A 20,089-nucleotide genomic window follows, 5' to 3' on the forward strand; every position below is an offset into this window, starting at 1 on the left:
CATTCGCAGCCGACTCGTATACTTCCCATGTCGCGGCGGGACACGCCGGAGGGGTGACATCGCGTCAGCGGTCGAGTGCCCGTGAACCTCAGTCTCCAAGGCTGGAATCCCGTACCTTCAGGGTGCAGGAGGATGTCAAAAAAGTAGCTCAGTTGAGCGCAGATGACGCCCCCCTGACTACCAATGCGGCCCCAAGGGCCACGACGATCAACGCGGTCCACAGGGGGGCCGCTCGGCGCACCCAGGCTGTCACCGGGCTCGCTGCCCAGCGCGGGCGTTTGTCCAGAACCCGCGTCATTCCCGTACCCAGCCGCACGACGGCGAACCCGGCCGCGGTGAGGGTGAGGGCGAGGCCGACGCCGTACGCGACGACGAGCAGCAGCCCGAACCACGCCTTCCCGAGCGCCGCCGCGCCCACGAGCACGACGACCGCGGAGGGACTGGGCACGAGCCCGCCGGCGAAGCCGAGGAGGATCGTGCCGCGGAGGGTGGGGGCGGTGGAGTGGGTGTGGGTGAAGCCGTTGTGGGTGTGGGTGAGCGGGCCGTGGGTGTGGGTTTGGGCGTGACTGCGGGTGTGGTCGGGGTCGTGCTGGTGGCTGTGGCTGTGGCTGTGGCTGTGGCTGTGGCTGTGGTCGTGGTGGTGGTCGGCTGGGGTGTGCGCATGGGTGTGCGCGGCGGCCAGGACAGGCCGGCGCTTGTGGGCGTGGTCGGTGGCGTGTTCGTGCGGGTGCGCGGGGTCGGGTATGCATGAGTGTCCCTGCCTGCGGATGTGCCAGGCCCGGCGTACGAGGGTCGCGCCCGCCGCGAGTACCAGGGCGCCGCTCGCGATGCCCAGCCAGGTGATCACCGAGGGTGCCGCCGCCGAGCCGGCCGTGACCAGGACGCCCAGGGCGACGACGCCCAGGGTGTGCGTGACCGTCACCGAGGCGGCCAGGGGCAGAACGTCCTTCATGCGGGCCCGGCCACCGCGGGCCGCCGCCACCGCGGCCATCAGGGTCTTGCCGTGGCCCGGGGCGAGCGCGTGCATCGCGCCGAGGAAGACCGCGATGACCAGGGCGAGGGCGGCGAAGCCGACGGTGAGGTCCCGGCGGGCGACCAGGTCGTCCAAAGCGCGCGTCCAGCGGTCGGCGCCGCGCGGCAGGACGGAGGAGGCGGGGGTGTCCTGCTCCGCCTCGGCCAGGGCCGGTCCGCCGGGGCGAACGCGTACCGACGCGGTCCTGGTGTCGGCCGGGGAGGACAGCAACTCCTCGGGGTACTCGGTCAGTTCGCGGGAGACGGACTCCTTCGGCACGTCCGAGGCGGTGAGTGTCATACGGTCGCCGCGCGCCGTGATCTCCCGCCAGCCGGGGCCGGCTTCCGCGCCCGCGCCGCGGAAGCCGAGGGCGACCGAGGCGTCCTCGGGGAGCGGTGCCGTCAGCCGGCACTCCACGCGGAGCGTGTCGAGCCCCGCCTGACCGGGCCGCACGCGCGCGTGGCTGCTGTTCAGCTGCAGAGCGACCGTACGGCCGTCCACGGTGACCTCGCTGCCCCGCGCGGCCTGCGCGCACCGCTGCCGGGCCCACGCCGTCATACCGCCCGCCTTCTCGATGTCCGGCTTCGCCTGCGTCGCCGGGATCTCGGCGAGGTCCTCGACGTGGTGGACGCGCAGTTCGCCGGGGGCGGCGACGAGGCCGTCGTAGCGGTTGACGGTGAAGTTGCCGAGGGGGTGCGCGCTCGCGGGAGCGGAGGGGAACAGGGCGAGCGCGCAGGCCGCCGTGAGGACGGCGGCGGACGAGGCGAACAGTCGACGGGGAGTCACTTGGCCGCCTCCAGGTCCTTGAGTGCCGTACGGGCTTCTCGGGCGCCCAGCGGTGAGAAGCCGGGGTTCAGTCTCAGCGCGGCCCGGAGGTGCTCGCGGGCGTCCTCGGTGTGGCCCGTGGCGCGCTCGATGATCCCGCGGTGGTGGAGGAACGCGGCGTTGCGGTAGCCGGTGGCCGTGGCCCTGCGGGCGTAGGGGAGGGCTTCCTCGTCCTTGCCGTTGACGTGCAGTGCCCAGGCGAGGGCGTCCGCCGTGTGCACGGTCTGGCGGCGCTTCCACTCGGCGCGGGCGGCGCGCAGGGCCGAGGCCCTGTCGCCGTGGTCGGCGGCCGCGAGGGCGGTGTCGAGGTCGGCGTTGACGCCGTTGGCGCGGGCGAGGGCCGTCCAGGCGTCGACCAGGGCGTACTGGTCGTCGGCCTTGACCTTGTCGCCGGTCGCCTCGTACAGCTCGCCGAGTTCGACGAGCGGGCCGGGGAGGGGGTAGCGGGAGACGACGTCCCTCAGGCCCTTGAGCGCGCCGGTCCTGTCACCGCTCGCCGCCTGGGCGCGGGCGCGGCCTTCGAGGGCCGGGACGTAGTTCTCGTCGGCGGCCAGCGCGCGGGCGTAGTGGGTGAGGGCCGTGTCGTAGTCGCCCTGGTTCCAGGCGAGTTGGCCGAGCTGGGTGGCGACGTACGCGATGTCGCCGGGCGTGACGGCGGAGGAGAGTGCCTGTTCCAGTACGCGCTCGGCGGTCCGTACGTCACCGCGCAGCTCGTGCACGTAGGCGTACCGCGTGAAGACCGGGATGCCGGGGCGGCGGTCGTCGGCGGTGTCGGCGGCCTTGGCGGCCTCGGGGTAGCGGCCGAGTTCGACCAAGGCGTCGACTCGGGTGCACAGGGCGCGTTCGCTGTACGGGTTCACCTTCAGGGCCTGGTCGGCGTAGTTCAGGGCGTCCTCGAAGTCGTGCCGGGCCGCGGCGAGTGCGGCGCGGCCGGCGAGGGCCTGGTCGTTGTCGGGTTCGAGGGAGAGGGAGTGCTGGAAGGCCCTGTCGGCCTGGGGGTAGCGCGAGGGGTCGCCCTTGGTGCGGGCCTGTTCGACGTAGGCGAGGCCGAGGGTGGACCAGCTGGTGAAGTCCCTTGGCTGGGCGCGTAGGTGGGCCTGGAGGGAGGTGATGCCTGCGTCGAGGTCGCCGCCGGCGAGCAGGCCCGGTGATACGGCGGACGTGGTTTCGACGCTTTGGTTGGTGTTGTCGCTTGCGGCGCCGAAGGCGATGGAGCCGGCGGTGAGGGCGATGGCGAGGAGGGCGGCGCAGCCGGTGAGGTGCAGGGTGCGGCTGCGGCGTGCGGCGGTGGCGGCGCGGCGTATGGCCGTGATGCGCTGGGCAGGGCTTTTCTCGCCCCCGCCGCCCCCACCCGTCCCATCCTGAAGGGGCTCCGCCCCTTCGACCCCGCTGGGGGCTGCCGCCCCCAGATCCCCGCTTCGGCCCTGAACGGGCCTCGTCCTCAAACGCCGGACGGGCTGAATGACGCGGGCCGGCGTCTCGCCCGGCGCCCTCTGCCCCTCCCGCCTCCTCGCCGCCCCCGCTCGCCGCACAGCGGCAACCCGCTCACCGGCCTCCCCCTTGCCCCCCGCGGCAGCGGCATCCGCACCGGTGGATTTGTTGTTCTCCTCGTTCTCCGGTGCGTTGTCGTTCGTACGCGGGGCCATGCCCTCTCCTTGGTCGTTGTCGCGTGCGGCGGCGCGGCCCGCGCCGTGGGGGGTGAGTGCTGCGCGGGGAACTGCGGCACTCCCCGCGGAGCGCCTAGTACGCGCGGTCCCGCATCCGGCGCCACCACATCAGGGCCGCGCCGATCAGCAGGACTCCGATGGCGCCGGCGCCTGCCGAGGCGGCGATCAGCGTCCTGTCGTCGGTGGCGCCGGAGGCGCCGGCCGGCTGGAGGGCGTCGCCGAGCTGGCTGCGGACGTCGGTCTCGCCGTCCGTGCCCTTGGCGAGCGGGCCGCGGGAGCCCTCGGTGGGCAGGGCGACGTACGGGAAGGCCTTCTCGAAGTCCTTGTCGTTCTTGTCGACCGCGTCGCCCAAGTCGTTCTTGGCGCCCAGCAGTTCACCCTCGACGACCTGGAGCGAGGCGTCGATCACGTCGTCGGTGAGGCGACGGCCGTTCGGGAAGCCCGCGGTGTCGCCGTCGAGGACGCCGAGCCGCTTGGGTTCGGCGGCCGGCTTGATCGAGGTGTTCAGGCGCAGCATCTCCGACGGTGTCACGTGCGGCGGCTGGTTGAGGTCCTTCACGCCCTTGAGGAAGACGTCGACCAGGTCGTTGCGCGGCTCGTCCGGCGCCGGGATCTTGTAGATCGCCTCGATGAGCTTCGGCAGCTCGGGGTTGGTGACGTTCTTCAGGAACTGGGCGTCGTCCCAGGGCGCGGACGCGTTGAACTTGTCCTTGTCCTTGAGGGGGTTCACGACCTCGTTCACGAGCGGGTTGCCGAGGCGCGAGACCTGCTCGTAGTACCCCTTGGCGTTCTGGCGCTGGGTCGTCGACCAGATGCCGACGATCGGCTGGTCCGCCGACTCGGTGATCATGTGGGTCGGGACCTGCAGGGCGATCGAGTTGACGTTGTAGCCCTTGAGCGTGTCGTTGCCGACCTCGGAGAGGTTCCCGCCGTAGAGGAGGTCGAAGACCCGCAGGTCGAGGAAGAACGGGTCGTCGGCCTGTCCGGCGAACGACGTCGCGTCCCCGGCGAGCTTGTGGACGGCCTGTTCGCGCAGCTTGGCGTAGTCCGGCATGGATGCCTTGCCGACGTTCGAGGGCGCCACCGGTACGTCGTTGGCGACCTTCGTCTTCGACACCAGGTGCTGGTCCTTGAGCTTCAGCAGCTCGATGTCGTACGTCTGCGTGATGTTGAGGTCCTTGTCGTCGAGGCTCTCGACCGGACCGGTGTTGTACAGGAACGTCTTCTTGTTCTTGATGTGCGTGTCGAAGGTGAAGCGGTAGAGCAACTCGCCCTGCGCGTCACCGTTGTTGTCGATGTGGATGTCGTACTGGGCGTCCTCGGCGAACGTGAAGAAGTTCGGGCCGCCGGCCGGCTCCTCGAACGGGATCCAGTTCGCGATGATCGTCGTCGTGTCCGGCTTGTCCGGGCTGACGAACGCGTACACGTCCGTGTTGTCGTACTGCGGGGTCCCCGAGATCAGCGGGGCCTCCCGGTGGCTGGAGGCGTAGGCCGCCCCCGGCTCCAGCGCGGCGACGCCGGCGGCTGCGAGCCCCCCGGCGGCCAGCGCACCGCATACGAGGGTCGCGAGGTGCTTGCGTCCCGCACCGCTCCTGGAAATAGGTGTCATGCCGTCCGTCCTCAGTGCCAACTTGCCTGACGAACCCGATTCGGAGCCGTCGCCAGGGTGGATTGGTCGAATCCCAAGCGTTCTTACGGCCGAACTGAAAAGTTGTTTCATCCGCGGGCGACCCGCGTTTTCGGCGCGCTGATCCGTAACCCCATCCGGAGGTGGGTTCGTTGCGAATGCCTCGTGGGACGAGACGGCCGCGCTGCGGTCTGGCCGGAGGGGGAGACGACTTGGAGGCGGACGAGCTGCTGGTGCTCGTGGCGGGCGGTGACCAGAAGGCCTTCGAGGAGCTGTACGGGCTGGTCTCCGGGCCGGTGTACGGGCTCGTGCGGCGTGTGGTGCGCGACCCCGCGCAGTCCGAGGAGGTGAGCCAGGAAGTGCTGCTCGAACTGTGGCGGTCCGCCGCGAAGTTCGACCCCGGCCGGGGGAGCGCCCTGTCCTGGATCCTCACTCTCGCCCACCGCCGCGCCGTCGACCGGGTGCGCAGCGCCCGAGCTGCGGGTGAGCGCGAGCAGCGCGAGGCGATCCGCGCCAACCACCCCGCCTTCGACCACGTCGCCGAGGAGGTCGAGGCCGGACTCGAACGTGAATGGGTGCGCCGCTGCCTGGACCGACTCACCGCCTTACAGCGCCAGTCCGTCACCCTCGCCTACTACGACGGCTACACGTACCGTGAAGTGGCCGAGCGGCTCTCCCTGCCGCTGGGCACGGTCAAGACCCGGATGCGCGACGGACTCACCCAGCTGCGCAAGTGCCTGGGAGGTTTCGCGTGAGCCTCGCCGACCGACTGCTCCGGCGCGGGGACCTGCACTCCCTCGCCGCCCCCTACGCCCTCGACGCCCTGGAACCCGCCGAGCGGCTCCGCTTCGAGAAGCATCTGAAGACCTGTGACAGCTGCCCCGCCGAGGTGCGGGCCCTGTCCGAGGACGCCGTCCGGCTCGCCTGGTCGACGGCCGCCCCGCCGCCGGCCGCGCTGCGCGACCGGGTCCTGGCAGCCGTACGCACGACTCCGCAGGAGTCCGCCGGGCGGGAGTCGGCACGCGCGCGTGCGCCTCAGTTGCCGCCGCATGTGTGGGGTGCCCAGCCGCCGCCGCGCACCCGTGCGCCCAGGACGCGCCTCTTGCTGGTGCCCTTCGCCACCGCTACGGCCGCCGCTGCCCTCGTCGTCGCCTCCCTCTTCGCCGTCCAGGCCGACAAGACGCGGGACCAGCTGGACGCGCAGCGGGCTCAGGCAAGTGAGATCGCTAACGTTCTCGCGGCTCCCGACGCCCGAGCCGCCGCCGGCGAGGACGCGCGGGGGCGGACAATCGGAGTGGTCGCCTCGGCATCCAAGGGGCGTGCCGTCGTCACTCTGAGCGGATACGGCGAGCCGCCGAGCGGCCGGGTGCACCAGCTCTGGCTGATGCGCCCCGAGGTACAACCGCGCTCCCTGGGGCTCTTCGACGGCGACACGCCCTTGGTCGCGGCCGGTCTCGACAAGTCCGCGACGTCACTGGCTGTAACCGTCGAGCCTGACGGCGGCTCACCGCAACCCACCAGCCAGCCGGTTGTCCAACTCGCCCTGAAATCGGTTGGATTCGGAGAGTAATCGGGGATGCGTTGTCAACACCCTTACGGGGAAGGTGAATCCTGTGACCGCGATACATGCGTGCCCCACCGGGGCGATAGGGTTAACCTGCCCGGGCCGGGTGGACTCGTACGGGTGGGGAGTGACATGGATCAGATAACAGTGCGCAGCAGGGCGAGGGTCCCTGCGATCACCTGCGGGAGCAGCGCGACCAGTTCGCGCCTCGACCGCCATCTCTCGGTGCTGGCGGGTCCCGCCGTGCCGCAGACGGAGGCGGCCGAAGCGACCTCGCTGATGCGTGAACTGACCACTCGTGACAAGACGCACGAGCGCAGCGACCAGGGTGCGCGGGTCCGCCGCGTCTCGCTCTTCGCCCCCCTGCGTCGGCTGCGCCGTTCGCTGTTCGGCGGGCGCTGAGTCACACCGGCGTTCCCGGCGAACGCCTTCCAAGGCCCGCGCTCGACATGCCGCACCGTCCCGGCGCCGTACCGCGTTGCCGCCGTCCGTCATCCCCACGGCAGGCGGCGGCGCCCCGGCGTGCCGGCCGAGCGCGGGCGTAACTCCCCAACCCCCGCTCAGTCTTCCGGCTTCATCGTCACCGCTCGCCGTGCGCGTACCTGCGCACGGCGAGCGGCGCGAACACCGCGATCAGTACGGCGCACCAGGCGAGCGACCCCGCGAAGGGATGGGCGACCGGCCACGCGGCACCATCCGGTACGGGCGCGTTGCCGAAGAGGTCCCGCAGGGCCGTCGTGACCGCGCTGATCGGATTCCACTCGGCGAGCGTGCGCAGCCAGCCCGGCAGACCGTCGGTCGGAATGTAGGCGTTGGACAGCAGCGGCAGGACGAACGTCGCCCCGCCCAGCTGACCGGCGGCCTCCTCGTTCCGCGTGAGCAGGCCGAGGAAGATCCCGATCCACGCCATCGCGAACCGGAACAGCAGCAACAGCCCCACCGCGCCCGCCGCTTCGAGCGCCGACCCCTCGATCCGCCACCCCACCGCGAGCCCGACCAGCAGGAGCGGCACCGTCCCGGCGGCCGTCACGACCAGATCCGCGACCGCCTGTCCCAGCGGTACCGCGGCCCGGCTCATGGGCAGCGTCCGGAACCGGTCCATCACGCCCCGGTGCGTGTCCTGGGCGGCCTGGAACATGCCGGTCATGAGCCCGTTGGCCGCGGTCGCCACCAGCAGGCCGGGCACCAGGAAGGACCGGTACTGCGCGCCGGGCATCGCCAGCGCGCTGCCGAAGACGTAGCCGAAGAACAGCAGCATGGTGATCGGCATGGTCTGGGTCAGGATGAGCAGCCCCGGGTTGTTCCGGATCCGCCGCAGCTGCCGGCCCAGCATCGCGCCGCCGTCGTACGCCAGGGTGCTCATGCCGCACGCTCCTCTTCCTGGGCTTCCTGGGTGAGTCGCAGGAACACGTCGTCGAGAGTCGGTGGTTTGAGGCTCGCGTCGAGCAACGGCACGCCCGCCGCGTCGAGTTCGCGCACCAGGCGCGGGAGCGTGAGCGTGCTGTCACGGGTGACCGCGGCGACGGCGCGCCGCTCGTGGTCGAACGACGGCTCGGCGCCGGTGAGTTGATCCAGTACGGCCGCCGCCTTCACCATGACGTCGGCGTCGGGGACGACGACCTCGACGTGCGCGCCGATCAGCGCCTTGAACTGGGCCGGTGAGCCCGTGTGCGCGACCCGGCCGCGGTCCACGAGGGCGATGTCGTCGGCGAGCCGGTCGGCCTCCTCCAGATACTGCGTGGTCAGCAGCACGGTCGTGCCGTCGGCGGTCAGCTCGCGCACCGCGTCCCAGATCTGGTTGCGGCTGGCGGGGTCGAGGCCGGTCGTCGGTTCGTCGAGGAAGAGGACGTCCGGGCGGCGGATGAGACTCGCCGCCAGGTCCAGGCGGCGCCGCATCCCGCCCGAGTAGGTGGACGCCGGCCGGTCGGCAGCCTCGGCCAGCCCGAAGCGGTCCAGGAGCTCGCCGGCCCGCCCAGCCGGCCCGCGCACCCGGTGCAGCCGGGCGAACAGCTGGAGGTTCTGGCGGCCGGTGAGTTCCCCGTCGACCGATGCGTACTGCCCGGTGACGCCGATCCGGCGCCGTACGGCCGCGGCCTCCCGCACCAGGTCGTGCCCGGCGATGCGCGCCGAGCCCGCGTCCGGGCGCAGCAGTGTCGTCAGCAGCCGTACGGCCGTCGTCTTGCCCGCGCCGTTACGCCCGAGGACCCCGCAGATCGTCCCCTCCGCGACCGCGAGGTCCAGTCCGCGCAGGGCGTGCACCTCGCCGAACCGTCGCTCCAGACCTTCACTAAGTACAGCGTACGTAGAAGTCATGGCCCGACCATAGCGCACTACGTACGGTGTACGTAACTAGGATGGTGGCCGAGGTGATGATCGATGGCGGGCAAGGCTGCCGAACCCGGAGTGATCTGGGCCCGGCCCGAACGGACGGGGCGCGGGCCGAAACCGGCGTACACCCGTGCCGACATCGCGGCGGCGGCGGTGCGGATCGCCGACGCCGAGGGGCTGGACGCGGTGTCGATGCGGCGGGTGGCCGGCGAGCTGGGGTGCGGCACGATGTCGCTGTACAACTACGTCCCCCGCAAGGAGGACCTGCACGAGCTGATGGTCGACGCGGTCAGCGCGGAGCACGAGCTGTGGGAGCCGGGCGGCGACTGGCGGGCGGAGATGCGCCGCGTCGCCCAGCAGACCCGGGCGCTGATGCACCGGCACCCGTGGCTGACGCGCCTGATGTCACCGGTCTACGGCTTCAGCCCGAACGCCCTGCGCTACCTGGAGCACTGCCTGGCCTGCCTGGATCCGCTGAATGCGCCCTACGGCATGAAGATGCAGCTCGTCGGGATGCTGAACGGCTGTGTGACGTCGTACGTCGCGACGGAACTGGCCGGCGCCGAACGGACGCGGTCGCTGCCCTGGACGCAGGAGCAGGAGAACGCGGTGCGGATCGCCTACCTGGGGAGTCAGGTGGCCACGGGGGCCTACCCGAGGCTGGCCGCGGCGTTCACGGAGGACCCGGGGCCGATCGACCTGGAGGGCGCCTTCGAGTTGATGCTGAACCGGATGCTGGACGCCTTCGAACCCAAGAACTGAGCCCAAGAACTGAGCCCAAGAACTGAGCCCGGGAACTGAGCCCAGGAACTAGAGCAACGCGAATTGGCCCTCCGGGCCTTCCTCGTGGTGGTCCAGGACCGATGCCGGGCGGCGTGCCGTCTCCGGCACCGGTAGCACGCCCGCCTTCCTCAAGTCCGCAGTCGTGATCGGAGCCGTCACCCTCAACTCCTCGCGCTGTGGCTCCAGTTCCGCGAGGAGCGCCAGGATCGTGATCAGCTCCAGGAGCTCCGACGTCCATGTCTGTGGCCAGGTCGTCGGGCGGATCGCCGTCAGCGTGCCCGGTTCCGGCTCGGTGGTGCGGGCCGCGAACCACTCCTCCAGGACCCGCACCTCGCTCACCTCGAAGTCCCAGGCATCCGGCGGCACGGGGGAGATGCGGCCGTCGTCGAGGTGGAGGGTCTCCTCGTCGCGGTCGTAGTGGACGCTCAGTGGGCGGGACGGGAGGGGGGCGCGGACGTACGGGCGGCGGCCGCCCGGGAGCTTCGGGCGATCGCCGTCGCGGCGCATGAGCCACAGCAGCCGGTGCCCCAACTCCACGCCGCCCGACCAGAGTTCGGGGTCCTCGGTGAGAGGGACGGTGAGGTCGGGGCGGGCGGTGGCCAGGATCCAGGCCAGGACGTCCACCGGGGTGGGGGAGTGGCCGAGTCGGGACGTCAGGTGCGTCAGCAGGCCCGGGGCCAGATTGGGTTCCTCGCCGCCGGGACGGCGGTAGAGGGGGTGGATGCGGCCGGGGCGGGCCAGCGGGAGCAGCGAGGTTGCCAGCAAGGCGGAGTCGGGCGCCTGGAGGACGAAGACCTGGTGCTCGTCCGCCACCCGCCACAGCTCGGGGCGGGCCGCGTCGATCAGACGGTGGTCGGGGATCAGCCACTGCTCGTCGAAGGGGGCGTGCAGCACGCGTACCGGCTCGGCGCAGGGGCCTGTCGCGCGGATCAGCTTCTGCGTGCCGGTGGACTGGCCCGGCAGCTGGCCGACCGCCGAGTGCAGGCCGCGAGAGCGCGTCGGCTCCAGCAGGGCTTCCCGGTCGGGGCCCTCGGCCTTCACGAGGGCGTCCCAGCGGGCCTTCAGGGACGCCGCGTCAGGGCCCGCCGGCCACCCCCGGCCGAGCCGCGGCGGTGCGACGGACCACGGCATGAGGTCCGCCAGCAGCGGAGCGTCGTCGTGCGTCACGCTGGGCATCGTACGACTTGGCTCCGACACGCGGGTGGGGGCCGCGCCCCGTAAGGGGCGCGGGGCTGTCTCGATACGCGGCTCCGCCGCGCGGGCGCGACCAGCCCCCACCGGCTCGCGGATTCATGACGATGCTTCCAGCGGAGCGCCTACGTGGCTTCCAGGGTCACCGTGAAGGAGAAGCGGTCGCCCCGGTAGTGGATGACCGCCGTGTCCAGCACCTGCCCGTCCTTGTCGTACGTCACGCCCGTGTAGTGCAGGATCGGGCTGAGCAGCGGCACTTGGAGCAGCCGGGCCGTCTCCGGGTCGGCCAGGCGGGCCTCGACCGTGTCCGTGATGCGGCTGATGTCCGCCCCGATGACATCCCGCAGCACCTTGGTCATCGGCCAGCGGACGAGGTCGTCGAGGCCGATACGCGCGGCCAGTTCGGGACGGACGTAGTTGCGGGCGTGGTTGGTCGGCTCGCCGGTCTTCTCGTCGCTGCGCAGGCGGTGGTACGTCGCCACCTCGTCGACGTCCGGGAAGTACTCGGCGAGTTCGGCCGGCACCGGCGCCCTGCCGTGGTCCAGCAGCTCGGTCGCCATGCCGGACTGCTGGGCCACGATCGCGTCCACCGAGCCGAGCAGCCGCACGGGGGTGCCCCGGCGGACGTCCGGCTCGATGAAGGTGCCGCGTCTGCGGTGGCGCGTGATCAGGCCCTCGTCCTCCAGCTCCTTCAGCGCCTGTCGCATGGTCAGCACGCTCACGCCGTAGTGCTCCGCCAACTGCTCCTCGGTGGGCAGGCGCAGCGGGTCCTGAGGCCGGCGGCCCAGTATCGAGGCGCGCAGCGACTGCGACACCTGGTACCAGAGCGGCAGCTTGCGGTTCAGGACGATGGAGTCCGGGGCGAAGGAGGTCACGGGGCCATCCGTACCGGTCGGGGATCTTCAGTGCAAGGGGCGGAAGTGCCGCTCCAGGCCCTGCCAGACGTCGTCGTAGCGCTGTTGCAGGTGTTCTGCCCCGGCCGCTTGCGGTGTGAGCGTCACCGGCCACCGCGTCTCGAACATGAACGCAAGCCCGTCGTCGACCTTCTGCGGCTTCAGCTCGGCCGCGCTCGCGCGGTCGAACGTCTCCCGGTCCGGGCCGTGCGCCGACATCATGTTGTGCAGCGAGCCGCCCCCGGGCACGAAGCCCTCCGCCTTCGCGTCGTAGGCGCCCTCGATGAGCCCCATGTACTCGCTCATCACGTTCCGGTGGAAGTACGGCGGCCGGAAGGTGTCCTCGCCCACCAGCCAGCGCGGCGCGAAGACCACGAAGTCGACGCCGGCCAGGCCGGGGGTGTCGGACGGGGACGTCAGCACCGTGAAGATCGACGGGTCGGGGTGGTCGTACGAGATGGTGCCGATCACATTGAAACGGCGCAGGTCATAGATGTACGGCACATGGTTGCCGTGCCAGGCGACCACGTCGAGGGGTGAGTGGTCGTAGGTGGCCGTCCAGAGGTTGCCGCAGAACTTGTTCACCACCTCCACCGGGCCCTCGGTGTCCTCGTAGGCGGCGACCGGCGCCTGGAAGTCGCGGGCGTTCGCCAGGCCGTTGGCGCCGATCGGGCCGAGGTCGGGGAGATGGAAGGGCGCCCCATAGTTCTCGCACACATAACCGCGCGCTGAGGCATCCAACAGCTCCACACGGAAGCGCACCCCACGTGGAACCAGCGCCACATGTCCCGGCTCCACATGCAGCAGCCCGAACTCCGTGCACAGCAGCAGCCCGCCGCGCTCCGGCACGATCAGCAGCTCGCCGTCGGCGTCGCTGAAGACGCGGTTCATCGACGAGTTGGCGTGATACAGGTGCACGGCCATCCCGGTGCGCTGGGTCGCGTCGCCGTTGCCGCCGAGGGTCCACAGGCCGGCGAGGAAGTCGGTTCCGGGGCCGGGTTCGGGCAGGGGGTTCCAGCGCAGCCGGTTCGGGTCCGGCACGGACTGCGTGAAGGGGGCCGTACGGATCGCGCCGTTGTCCGCGCGGGTGAACGCCGGGTGCGCGGCCGACGGGCGGATGCGGTACAGCCACGAGCGGCGGTTGTGTGCCCTCGGCTCGGTGAACGCCGAACCGCTCAGCTGCTCGGCGTAGAGGCCGAGCGGGGCTCGCTGGGGTGAGTTGCGGCCCTCGGGGAGGGCGCCGGGCACCGCCTCCGAGCTGTGCTCGTTGCCGAAACCGGTGAGGTAGGTCAGCCCTTCCGCGGTCTTCCGCGCGTCCCCGCTCATGATCGCTCCCTTGAGGTCTGATTCCTATGCTTCACCGTAGGATTGCGGTTTCAGGAGCGCAAGAGATCCGCTGATCCTCCTCAGGAGGTAGGACGAGAACCGGACGCGGACCAGACCTCAGGGGGATCCGGCTGTCGGACCGGTGTTCTAGTCTCCCGGCATGTCGAGGACACGGACCCCGCTCGCCGTGCTCGCGGTCTGTGTCCTGCTGCTGACCGGATCCGCGGGCTGCGGCTCCGGTGATGCCCGGATACCGGGGGAGAACGGCGCGTCGCCCTCCCCGGTGGGCAGGGTCCTCGACGACACCGACGGCGACGGGCGGCACTACCGCGAGGTGGACGAGGGCAGCGCGCCCGAGGTCGGCATCGAGGTGCAGCCGGACCCGGACAGCGGCGACGACAGCTGGGACGTACGGCTGAGCGTTCGCGGCTTCCGCTTCTCGTCAGCCCGTGCGAAGGCGCGGGCGGTGGCCGGCCAGGGGCTTGCGTACCTCTTCGTGGACGGCCGTCTCGTCACCAGGCTCCGCACCCCCGAGTACCGCCTGCCGGCCGACCTCGTCCCGCGCGGCACGCACAAGGTCACCGCCCGCCTGTACGCCGACGACGGCACGGTGTGGGCGGTGGACGGCGCCCCCGTCGAGAGCGCGGCCGACATCACCGCATCGGAGACGGAGCGACCGTGACGCCGACGTCGGCCCAGTGCACCGCGGCACTGAGTGCACCGGGCACCCGCCTCCGTACAGGGGGCCGAGGTTCACCGGAGCGAGGCGGAAAGGCATCATGAAGACCGTGCCCCACCCAGAAACGCTTCGCCGGGCGCCCGTGCAGCGGCGCAGTGCCGAACGGCTCACCAGGATCCTCGACGCCTGCGCCGACCTCCTCGACGAGGTCGGCTACGACGACCTGAGCACGCGGGCCGTCGCCCAGCGCGCAGGCGTTCCCATCGGCTCGGTCTACCGCTTCTTCGGCAACAAACGCCAGATGGCCGACGCCCTCGCCCAGCGCAACCTCGAGCGCTACACCGCCCGTGTCGCCGAGCGCCTGAAGGGCGCCGAGGAGGGAGGCTGGCGCGCCGCCATGGACGCCGTGCTCGACGAGTACCTCGCCATGAAGCGCACCGCGCCCGGCTTCTCCCTCGTCGACTTCGGCAACCAGATCCCCGTCGGCACCCGCGGCGAACCCAACCATCGCGTCGCCGACCGCCTCACCGACCTGCTCTCCGGCTTCCTCGACCGCGAACCGGACGAAGGCCTGCGCCGCGTCTTCCTCATCGCCGTCGAGACCGCCGACACCCTGGTCCACCTGGCCTTCCGGGTGGCGCCGGAGGGTGACGAGCGGATCATCGAGGAGGCGCGGGAGATGCTGCGGGCGTATCTGGCGCGGGTCCTGGACTGACGCGTGGCCGACCGGGTCGAGCCGGCCGGGCAGCTCAACGCGCCCATTTCTCACGCATCCTGACGGTTCGCCAGTCGGCGCCCGCGGATTACGGTTTTCCGATGGTACGAACCGTCCGCCTATGCGACTCTCTGGGGCATGGGTGCAGACAACCCCGTCTCCATCGGCGGGTCGGTGCAGGGGCAGAACGTTGTCATCGGGGGGACCCAGGAGGTCCATGGGAATCTGTCCATCACGGTGGGAGCGGGGCCCGGGTCCGCGGACGAGCGGGAGCGGCTCCAGCAGCTGGTCGATCAGCTCACGGCCGAGCTGAGCAGGGTACCGGCGGAGCACGCGGCCGAGGTCGACGAGGTGGTCCTCGCCGCCGAGGACGCCGTCCGGGAGACCGAGGGCGACAGCCCCGACCAGGGCCGCCTGCGGCTGCGCGGCGAGGCCCTCACGCGCGCCGCCGCACGACTCGGCGAGATAGGCCCGGGCATCGTCGCCCTCGCCACTCAAGTGGCCGAGGCGATCACGAGATTCGGGTGAGCGACGCCTACGCCGGGTGGCGGGCCGGCTTCTCCCGCGACTTCCGGCTCTTCGCTCGTCTCCTCAGCGAGGACCCCACCCTGAGCGTCCCCTACGGAATCGTCTCCGGGGCCCTGCTCTGGGGGGCGCGCGAGCGGCCGGACCTGCTGGAACAGGTCTGTGGCCAAGGCCCGCTGACCACGGCGGCCGCCGCGCTGCGGGACGCCGCCCCCCTCTCCTCGGCGGCGTCGCTGAGCCGGTCCGCGCGGACCGATCAGGCGCTCCGACACCAGCTCGACCTGCTGCTCGAGCACTTCCGGGAGGACTGCCTCCGGCTCGGACTGCTCGGCGGTATCGACGTCAGCGGGCATGTCGAGGGTGTGAACGTCATCATCGGCGGTGCCCAGTACGTCGCCGGTGATCTGATCCTCACCCAGAACCGGCCGCCGGCCTGGACGCGTCCGGCGGCGCCCAACCCGCCGCCGCACTTCGTCGGCCGGGAACGCGAACTCACCCGGATCCGGGAAGTCCTGCGCGCAGGAGGCAGCGTCGCGGTCACCGGCCTGCAGGGCATGGGCGGGATCGGCAAGACCGCGCTGGCGTTGAAGGCCGCGACGGAGCCCGAGTTCGGCGCGGTGCTGTGGGCCTCGCTCGGCCCGGCCCCGTCGGCGGTCACCCACCTGCTGGCCTGGGCCCGGCACGCCGATCCCGACTTCGACGCCGACGACGCGCCACCGGAAGTCCTCGTCGACCGGGTCCGCTCCGCACTGACCCGACTGGTCGCCGAGCACTGCCCGGGGCCGGTCCTGGTCGTCCTCGACGACGTCTGGGAAGGCGAGTCGACCCACGTCGCCCGCCTGCTGCAGCGCGCCGCCCCCGCGGGCGCCGCCCACCTGATCACCACGCGCTCTCAGCTGGTCGTCGCCCAGCTGCGCAGCACCCGGCTGGAGGTGCGCCCACTGGAGCCGGCCGACGCGGTGCGGATGCTGCGCAACCTGCTGGCCGGCGAACCGGACCTCGCGGAGCACCATCTGAGGGACTTGGCGGAAGTCGTCGGCTTTCACCCCCTCGCCCTCGAACTGGCCGCCGGACAGGTGCAGTTGCAGGAGCGGCCCGCCACGGAGATCGTCGACCTGGTCGCCGAGCTGCGCGGAGGTATCCCCGCGGGGAGCCCTTTTCGCCGGATCAGGCTGGAACTGGGGGAGACCCGTGAGGACAGCCTGGAAACCGTGCTGTCCCTCAGCTACGCCCGCCTGCGGCCAGCAGACCAGGCCCGCTTCCGAGCCCTCGGAGTGTTCGCCTACGGCGTCGATTTCGACCGTGCGCTGTGCCGCGCCGTATGGGACGACGACGACCCGCGGCCGGGGCTGGACCGGCTCAGACACCGTGCCCTGCTGACCGTCGCCCCGCAGGAGGGGTGGTACCAGCAGCACCAACTGCTTCGGGCGTACGCCCGTGCCCTGCTGGTGTCCTCCTCGGAACCGGAAGGCGTGCGTGAGCGCTATACGCGGTTCGTCCTGGGAGTCGCCGACGGGTTCACGGCTCTGCCCCCGCACGGCTGGGGCGATCTCGACCCGTACATTCCCCATGTCGAGGAGGTCGGCGGCTTCGACCTCCCCGACCAGGACGCCCTCGACCTCGCGTTGCGCACCCGCGTGCTGCTGCGTAACCGGCGGGAACTGGCGCACCCCGAATGGCTGGAGCGCGGGCTGGAGGTGAGCCGTTCCCGGTTCGACCTCGGTCACACCGCGCTGCTGCTCGCCGAACTGGGCCAGGAGCGTGCCTTCCGCGGAGACGCGGTCAGTGCCACGCGCCTTTTGCGCGAGGCGCTCGAAATCGCCGAGCAGACCGGTGACTCCTCGGGGATGGCGCGCATCCAGGAGGAGCTGGGCGCACTGCTCATGCACTCCGACCCCGACTCCGCCTGCCGGTACACGGACCTGGCCATCGAACTGTACGAGGACCTCGGTGACGCGTCGGGACTCGCTCGGGCCCTCCTGCTGATGGCCGACTGGCAGGCCTTCGGCTACCGGCCGTTCGCGGAGCGGGAGCGGGCCTTCGCCCTGCTGGACCAGGCGGAGGAGGCGTTGCAGCGGGCGGGACGGCCGACCACCGAGGTGGTGCTGCGCAGGGGCCGCCTCCACGACACGCTCGGCGAGTGTGACAAGGCGATCGCCCTGCTCGGCGAAGCCGTCACGGAATTTCGCGGTCAGGGCCGGCGTGACCGGGAGGGCATGGCGCTGCTGTTGCTCGCGTCCGCGCTCGCCAACGCCGACCGGACGGCCGAGGCGCGCGAACGGCTGCCGGAGGCGATCACCCTGCTCACCGCCACCGGCCCGGCCGCCGCGGTGGCCACCGCCTGGCGCAACCTGGGCGAGGCCCACCTGGACGCGGGCGATCACCGCAGCGCGCTGGACTGCTTCGCCGAGGGGCTCCCGCTGGTCCCGGGCGTGTCGATGCGCTTCCTCAACGAGGACGCCACCGCCGACGGCGTCGCCCCCGCCCGGTTCGGGGCACAGGTCGAGGACGTCGCCAAGCTCGCCCACGTCGAACAGTTCCGTCAGCGCCCGGACCTGCACAAGGAGTCGGGACCTCCGCAGGAGCTGCCCGACGACGTCCTGCACCGTCTCATCACCGGCACGGTGGCCCCACCCGCCGGCTGGTCCCAGGCACTCGACGCCTTCGCCGACCGGCTGGCCGCTCACGGCGCGCGATTCGCCGAGGCGGTGGAGTTCGTCCGCGCGCTCGCGGGGACCGGCCCGCGGCCCGCGAGCGGACGGTTCGTGGAGTTCCTGCCGTTGATCGACCATCGCCGTTCCTACGACAGGCTGCTCTATCCGCCGGAAAAAGCCGCGCTCTTCGCGACCAACACCCTCGCCGTGCTGCTGTCCGCGCCGGATCGTCACGACGAGTGGGCGACCGCGCTGCGGCGATCCCGGCGCGATGCCCGACTGTGGGGGGACGTCCCCGAGGAGCGGTACATGAACGCGCTCCTCGGAGTCCTGGCGGGGCGCTGCGCCTCCCTCCCGGAGAGCAACCCGTACGCACCCTGCCTCGTGGGCGTTCTCAACGAGCTCAGCGACCACATGCGGCTCCCCGCCGAGGACCTGCTGGAGCGGGCTGTCGCCGCGCGCGTCGCCGTCCCGGAGGCCTGTGCACCGCTGCTGGAGGAACTCGGCAAGGTGCGGCTGGAGGCCGTACGGCACGGAGCCGACGACGAAGCCGCGTTCGCCGACGAGCTGATGGCCCTGGTCGGCGGAGAGCCGCCCGCGGCGTCCTACAGCGGCCCCTACCGCGAACTGCTCGACGAGGCGGCAGTGGCCGTCGCCGACGGACGGCAGATCATGGTCCCCTTGCCGACCACCATGGCCGACGCGCTCGTCGTGCTGACGGTGACCGCCATGACGCGCAGCCCCAAGGCCCGGGACAGAGCCATCCGAGAGCTGACGGACCTGGCCGGCGAAGCGCGGCGCAGTGGCCGCTTCGACGAGGCCGACCTCCATCACGCGCTGGCCGCCCTGCTCGACGGCCGACCCGCCGACACCGAGCTGTACTACGGCCCGGTCGTGGAGATGGCGAGGGATCTCGCCCGGGCACAAGAGCCGACCCCGCCCGCGGACGATCTCCTGCCCGAGGCGGAGGTGCAGCGCCTGGTGGAAGCAACCGTACGGGCCTTGACGTCCGCGCCGGAGACGCGTGCCCCGCTCGGCGCGGAACTGTCCGCCTACCGGCGCGCCCTCGGGGACCGGGGGCCGGGCTGGGCCGCCGAGGCCGCTCTCGCGGACGTGCTCATCGCCGAGTTGACTCCGCTCGGGCCCACCGCGCAGGCCGCACTGCCGGAAGGCCATCCATACGCCGCGGCGGTGGCGCAGGTCCGTTCCGATCGCGCCGCCTACGCGCGGATCCGGGCGGGCGGCGGCGTTCTCACCCCCGGTGAGCTGCGGGACCTGGTCGAGGAGACAGGGCGGCAGGTCAAGGAGGTCATCGACTTCACCGCCGAGACCATGTCCGCGGCGATGGAAAACGGCCCGGGGGCCTTCACCGACGGTGTGAGCGCACTGAACCTGCGGGTGCTGGAGCAGGCCCGCTGGCAGGACCACCTGCGCAGGCTCCGCCGTGAGTACCGCCGAGGCGGCCACCACCTGGAGGTCGAACTCTGCGCGGCCCTGATCAGCATCATCGACCAGCAGCCCTTCCGGATCGACGACGCCGGCCCGTACGCCGGTCCTGTGCGGCAGATGACCGAACGGATCGGGTTCCGGCTCTCGATATCGCCCGACATGCAGCTGGCGGCCCTTGCTCTCGACCAGGAAAGCCATCTGCGGGTGTTCCGGGACTCGCTGTCCGGACGCGGCCGCTTCGTCAGTGAACTGCCCTCCCTCATCGGTTCTGTCGTGGCGGCCGCCACGTTCCTGACCACGGACGCTCCTCGCCTGGAGCGCGTGCTGGAACACCGGGCGGCCGGTCTGCGCGCCCGCGAGCAGTTCCCTCTCGAGGACGAGGTGGACCTGCTGAACGCCCTGCTCACCCTGGTCCGCGGTGGCTCGCCCCACCTGCCGCCGGGGCACACCTACGGGCACGTCCTCGCCCGCACGGCGGAGAGCGTCGGGCTCTTCCGAGGCGAGCTCACCTGGCCGGGCAGTCTCACCGGCACCGAGATCCTCGGCTTCGCCTTCGGCGTCTTCAGCGCCTGCACGCTCAGCCCGGAAACCTTCGCCGACCAGCGGACCCTGCTCCGCGAAGCGCGCGACACCCACCGCGTCGACGACCCCGAGACCCGCGCCTTCCTCGACGCCCTTCTCAACCTTCTCGACGGCCGCCCCTGCGACCTCCCCGAGGACAACCGGTACCGCCCCTTCCTCCTCATCACCCGCGACCAGATCACCGTCTTCCGTACCGCCGGTGAGGAATCCGGGTGAAGCCGGCGCCGGATGCCACGCCGGGTCCTGGCGGCCGACGAGTTCCCGACCTC

The 20,089-nt window shown here is 71.6% G+C and carries 16 protein-coding genes; 8 read left to right on the top strand and 8 right to left on the bottom strand.

The window, feature by feature from the left end; all coding sequences use genetic code 11:
* Window positions 1-148 precede the first annotated feature (148 nt).
* The 3 genes from QQM39_RS36315 to QQM39_RS36325 form a co-directional block, all read right to left on the bottom strand.
* Window positions 149-1,798, bottom strand: coding sequence for a nickel transporter (locus QQM39_RS36315; RefSeq protein WP_302001820.1), 1,650 nt, complete (start codon window positions 1,796-1,798; stop codon window positions 149-151).
* On the bottom strand, window positions 1,795-3,483 hold the full coding sequence (locus tag QQM39_RS36320) for a lipopolysaccharide assembly protein LapB (RefSeq protein ID WP_302001821.1): 1,689 nt from the start codon (window positions 3,481-3,483) through the stop codon (window positions 1,795-1,797). The genes QQM39_RS36315 and QQM39_RS36320 overlap by 4 nt, the downstream gene beginning before the upstream one ends.
* Window positions 3,484-3,577: 94 nt before the next feature.
* Window positions 3,578-5,113 (bottom strand): DUF4331 domain-containing protein, encoded by a 1,536-nt coding sequence (locus tag QQM39_RS36325; RefSeq protein ID WP_302001822.1) that lies wholly within the window; start codon window positions 5,111-5,113, stop codon window positions 3,578-3,580.
* A gap of 230 nt (window positions 5,114-5,343) precedes the next feature.
* Here QQM39_RS36325 and QQM39_RS36330 point away from each other — a divergent pair, with 230 nt between their 5' ends.
* From QQM39_RS36330 to QQM39_RS36340, 3 genes are all read left to right on the top strand, one after another.
* On the top strand, window positions 5,344-5,886 hold the full coding sequence (locus QQM39_RS36330) for a sigma-70 family RNA polymerase sigma factor (RefSeq protein ID WP_302001823.1): 543 nt from the start codon (window positions 5,344-5,346) through the stop codon (window positions 5,884-5,886).
* Complete coding sequence (locus QQM39_RS36335; RefSeq protein WP_302001824.1) at window positions 5,883-6,701, top strand: anti-sigma factor; 819 nt, start codon at window positions 5,883-5,885, stop codon at window positions 6,699-6,701. The genes QQM39_RS36330 and QQM39_RS36335 overlap by 4 nt, the downstream gene beginning before the upstream one ends.
* Window positions 6,702-6,827: 126 nt before the next feature.
* Window positions 6,828-7,097: a hypothetical protein gene (locus tag QQM39_RS36340; RefSeq protein WP_302001825.1), complete on the top strand. Its 270-nt coding sequence runs from the start codon at window positions 6,828-6,830 to the stop codon at window positions 7,095-7,097.
* 178 nt (window positions 7,098-7,275) lie between these two features.
* Here the strand turns inward: QQM39_RS36340 and QQM39_RS36345 are convergent, their stop codons facing one another.
* Window positions 7,276-8,058: an ABC transporter permease gene (locus QQM39_RS36345; RefSeq protein ID WP_302001826.1), complete on the bottom strand. Its 783-nt coding sequence runs from the start codon at window positions 8,056-8,058 to the stop codon at window positions 7,276-7,278.
* Window positions 8,055-9,008, bottom strand: a complete 954-nt coding sequence (locus tag QQM39_RS36350; RefSeq protein ID WP_302001827.1) for an ATP-binding cassette domain-containing protein — start codon at window positions 9,006-9,008, stop codon at window positions 8,055-8,057. The genes QQM39_RS36345 and QQM39_RS36350 overlap by 4 nt, the downstream gene beginning before the upstream one ends.
* A 63-nt stretch (window positions 9,009-9,071) precedes the next feature.
* On the opposite strand from QQM39_RS36350, the gene QQM39_RS36355 reads away from it, so the two are divergent.
* Window positions 9,072-9,785, top strand: a complete 714-nt coding sequence (locus tag QQM39_RS36355; protein WP_302001828.1) for a TetR/AcrR family transcriptional regulator — start codon at window positions 9,072-9,074, stop codon at window positions 9,783-9,785.
* A gap of 48 nt (window positions 9,786-9,833) precedes the next feature.
* Here the strand turns inward: QQM39_RS36355 and QQM39_RS36360 are convergent, their stop codons facing one another.
* The 3 genes from QQM39_RS36360 to hmgA form a co-directional block, all read right to left on the bottom strand.
* Window positions 9,834-10,982 (bottom strand): type ISP restriction/modification enzyme, encoded by a 1,149-nt coding sequence (locus QQM39_RS36360; protein WP_302001829.1) that lies wholly within the window; start codon window positions 10,980-10,982, stop codon window positions 9,834-9,836.
* 140 nt (window positions 10,983-11,122) lie between these two features.
* The gene (locus QQM39_RS36365) at window positions 11,123-11,872 is read right to left on the bottom strand and encodes a GntR family transcriptional regulator (protein ID WP_302001830.1); all 750 of its coding nucleotides are present in this window, start codon (window positions 11,870-11,872) and stop codon (window positions 11,123-11,125) included.
* A gap of 27 nt (window positions 11,873-11,899) precedes the next feature.
* Window positions 11,900-13,216, bottom strand: coding sequence for a homogentisate 1,2-dioxygenase (gene hmgA / locus QQM39_RS36370; protein ID WP_302001831.1), 1,317 nt, complete (start codon window positions 13,214-13,216; stop codon window positions 11,900-11,902).
* A gap of 160 nt (window positions 13,217-13,376) precedes the next feature.
* Here hmgA and QQM39_RS36375 point away from each other — a divergent pair, with 160 nt between their 5' ends.
* From QQM39_RS36375 to QQM39_RS36390, 4 genes are all read left to right on the top strand, one after another.
* The gene (locus tag QQM39_RS36375; protein WP_302001832.1) at window positions 13,377-13,898 is read left to right on the top strand and encodes a hypothetical protein; all 522 of its coding nucleotides are present in this window, start codon (window positions 13,377-13,379) and stop codon (window positions 13,896-13,898) included.
* Between the two features lie 97 nt (window positions 13,899-13,995).
* Complete coding sequence (locus QQM39_RS36380; protein WP_302001833.1) at window positions 13,996-14,610, top strand: TetR/AcrR family transcriptional regulator; 615 nt, start codon at window positions 13,996-13,998, stop codon at window positions 14,608-14,610.
* A 138-nt stretch (window positions 14,611-14,748) separates the two neighbouring features.
* Window positions 14,749-15,138 (top strand): hypothetical protein, encoded by a 390-nt coding sequence (locus QQM39_RS36385; RefSeq protein WP_302001835.1) that lies wholly within the window; start codon window positions 14,749-14,751, stop codon window positions 15,136-15,138.
* Window positions 15,135-20,036, top strand: a complete 4,902-nt coding sequence (locus tag QQM39_RS36390) for an NB-ARC domain-containing protein (RefSeq protein WP_302001836.1) — start codon at window positions 15,135-15,137, stop codon at window positions 20,034-20,036. The genes QQM39_RS36385 and QQM39_RS36390 overlap by 4 nt, the downstream gene beginning before the upstream one ends.
* The last annotated feature ends 53 nt before the right edge of the window (window positions 20,037-20,089 follow it).

The organism is Streptomyces sp. DT2A-34 (assembly GCF_030499515.1).
Lineage (GTDB): Bacteria > Actinomycetota > Actinomycetes > Streptomycetales > Streptomycetaceae > Streptomyces.

What these genes read in the sequence shown, in the direction of transcription:
- hmgA (WP_302001831.1), bottom strand. Translation starts at nt 13,216, where the DNA reads ATGAGCGGGGACGCGCGGAAGACCGCGGAAGGGCTGACCTACCTCACC.
- QQM39_RS36375 (WP_302001832.1), top strand. Translation starts at nt 13,377, where the DNA reads ATGTCGAGGACACGGACCCCGCTCGCCGTGCTCGCGGTCTGTGTCCTG.
- QQM39_RS36355 (WP_302001828.1), top strand. Translation starts at nt 9,072, where the DNA reads ATGGCGGGCAAGGCTGCCGAACCCGGAGTGATCTGGGCCCGGCCCGAA.
- QQM39_RS36345 (WP_302001826.1), bottom strand. Translation starts at nt 8,058, where the DNA reads ATGAGCACCCTGGCGTACGACGGCGGCGCGATGCTGGGCCGGCAGCTG.
- QQM39_RS36385 (WP_302001835.1), top strand. Translation starts at nt 14,749, where the DNA reads ATGGGTGCAGACAACCCCGTCTCCATCGGCGGGTCGGTGCAGGGGCAG.
- QQM39_RS36340 (WP_302001825.1), top strand. Translation starts at nt 6,828, where the DNA reads ATGGATCAGATAACAGTGCGCAGCAGGGCGAGGGTCCCTGCGATCACC.
- QQM39_RS36320 (WP_302001821.1), bottom strand. Translation starts at nt 3,483, where the DNA reads ATGGCCCCGCGTACGAACGACAACGCACCGGAGAACGAGGAGAACAAC.
- QQM39_RS36350 (WP_302001827.1), bottom strand. Translation starts at nt 9,008, where the DNA reads ATGACTTCTACGTACGCTGTACTTAGTGAAGGTCTGGAGCGACGGTTC.
- QQM39_RS36360 (WP_302001829.1), bottom strand. Translation starts at nt 10,982, where the DNA reads ATGCCCAGCGTGACGCACGACGACGCTCCGCTGCTGGCGGACCTCATG.
- QQM39_RS36380 (WP_302001833.1), top strand. Translation starts at nt 13,996, where the DNA reads ATGAAGACCGTGCCCCACCCAGAAACGCTTCGCCGGGCGCCCGTGCAG.
- QQM39_RS36325 (WP_302001822.1), bottom strand. Translation starts at nt 5,113, where the DNA reads ATGACACCTATTTCCAGGAGCGGTGCGGGACGCAAGCACCTCGCGACC.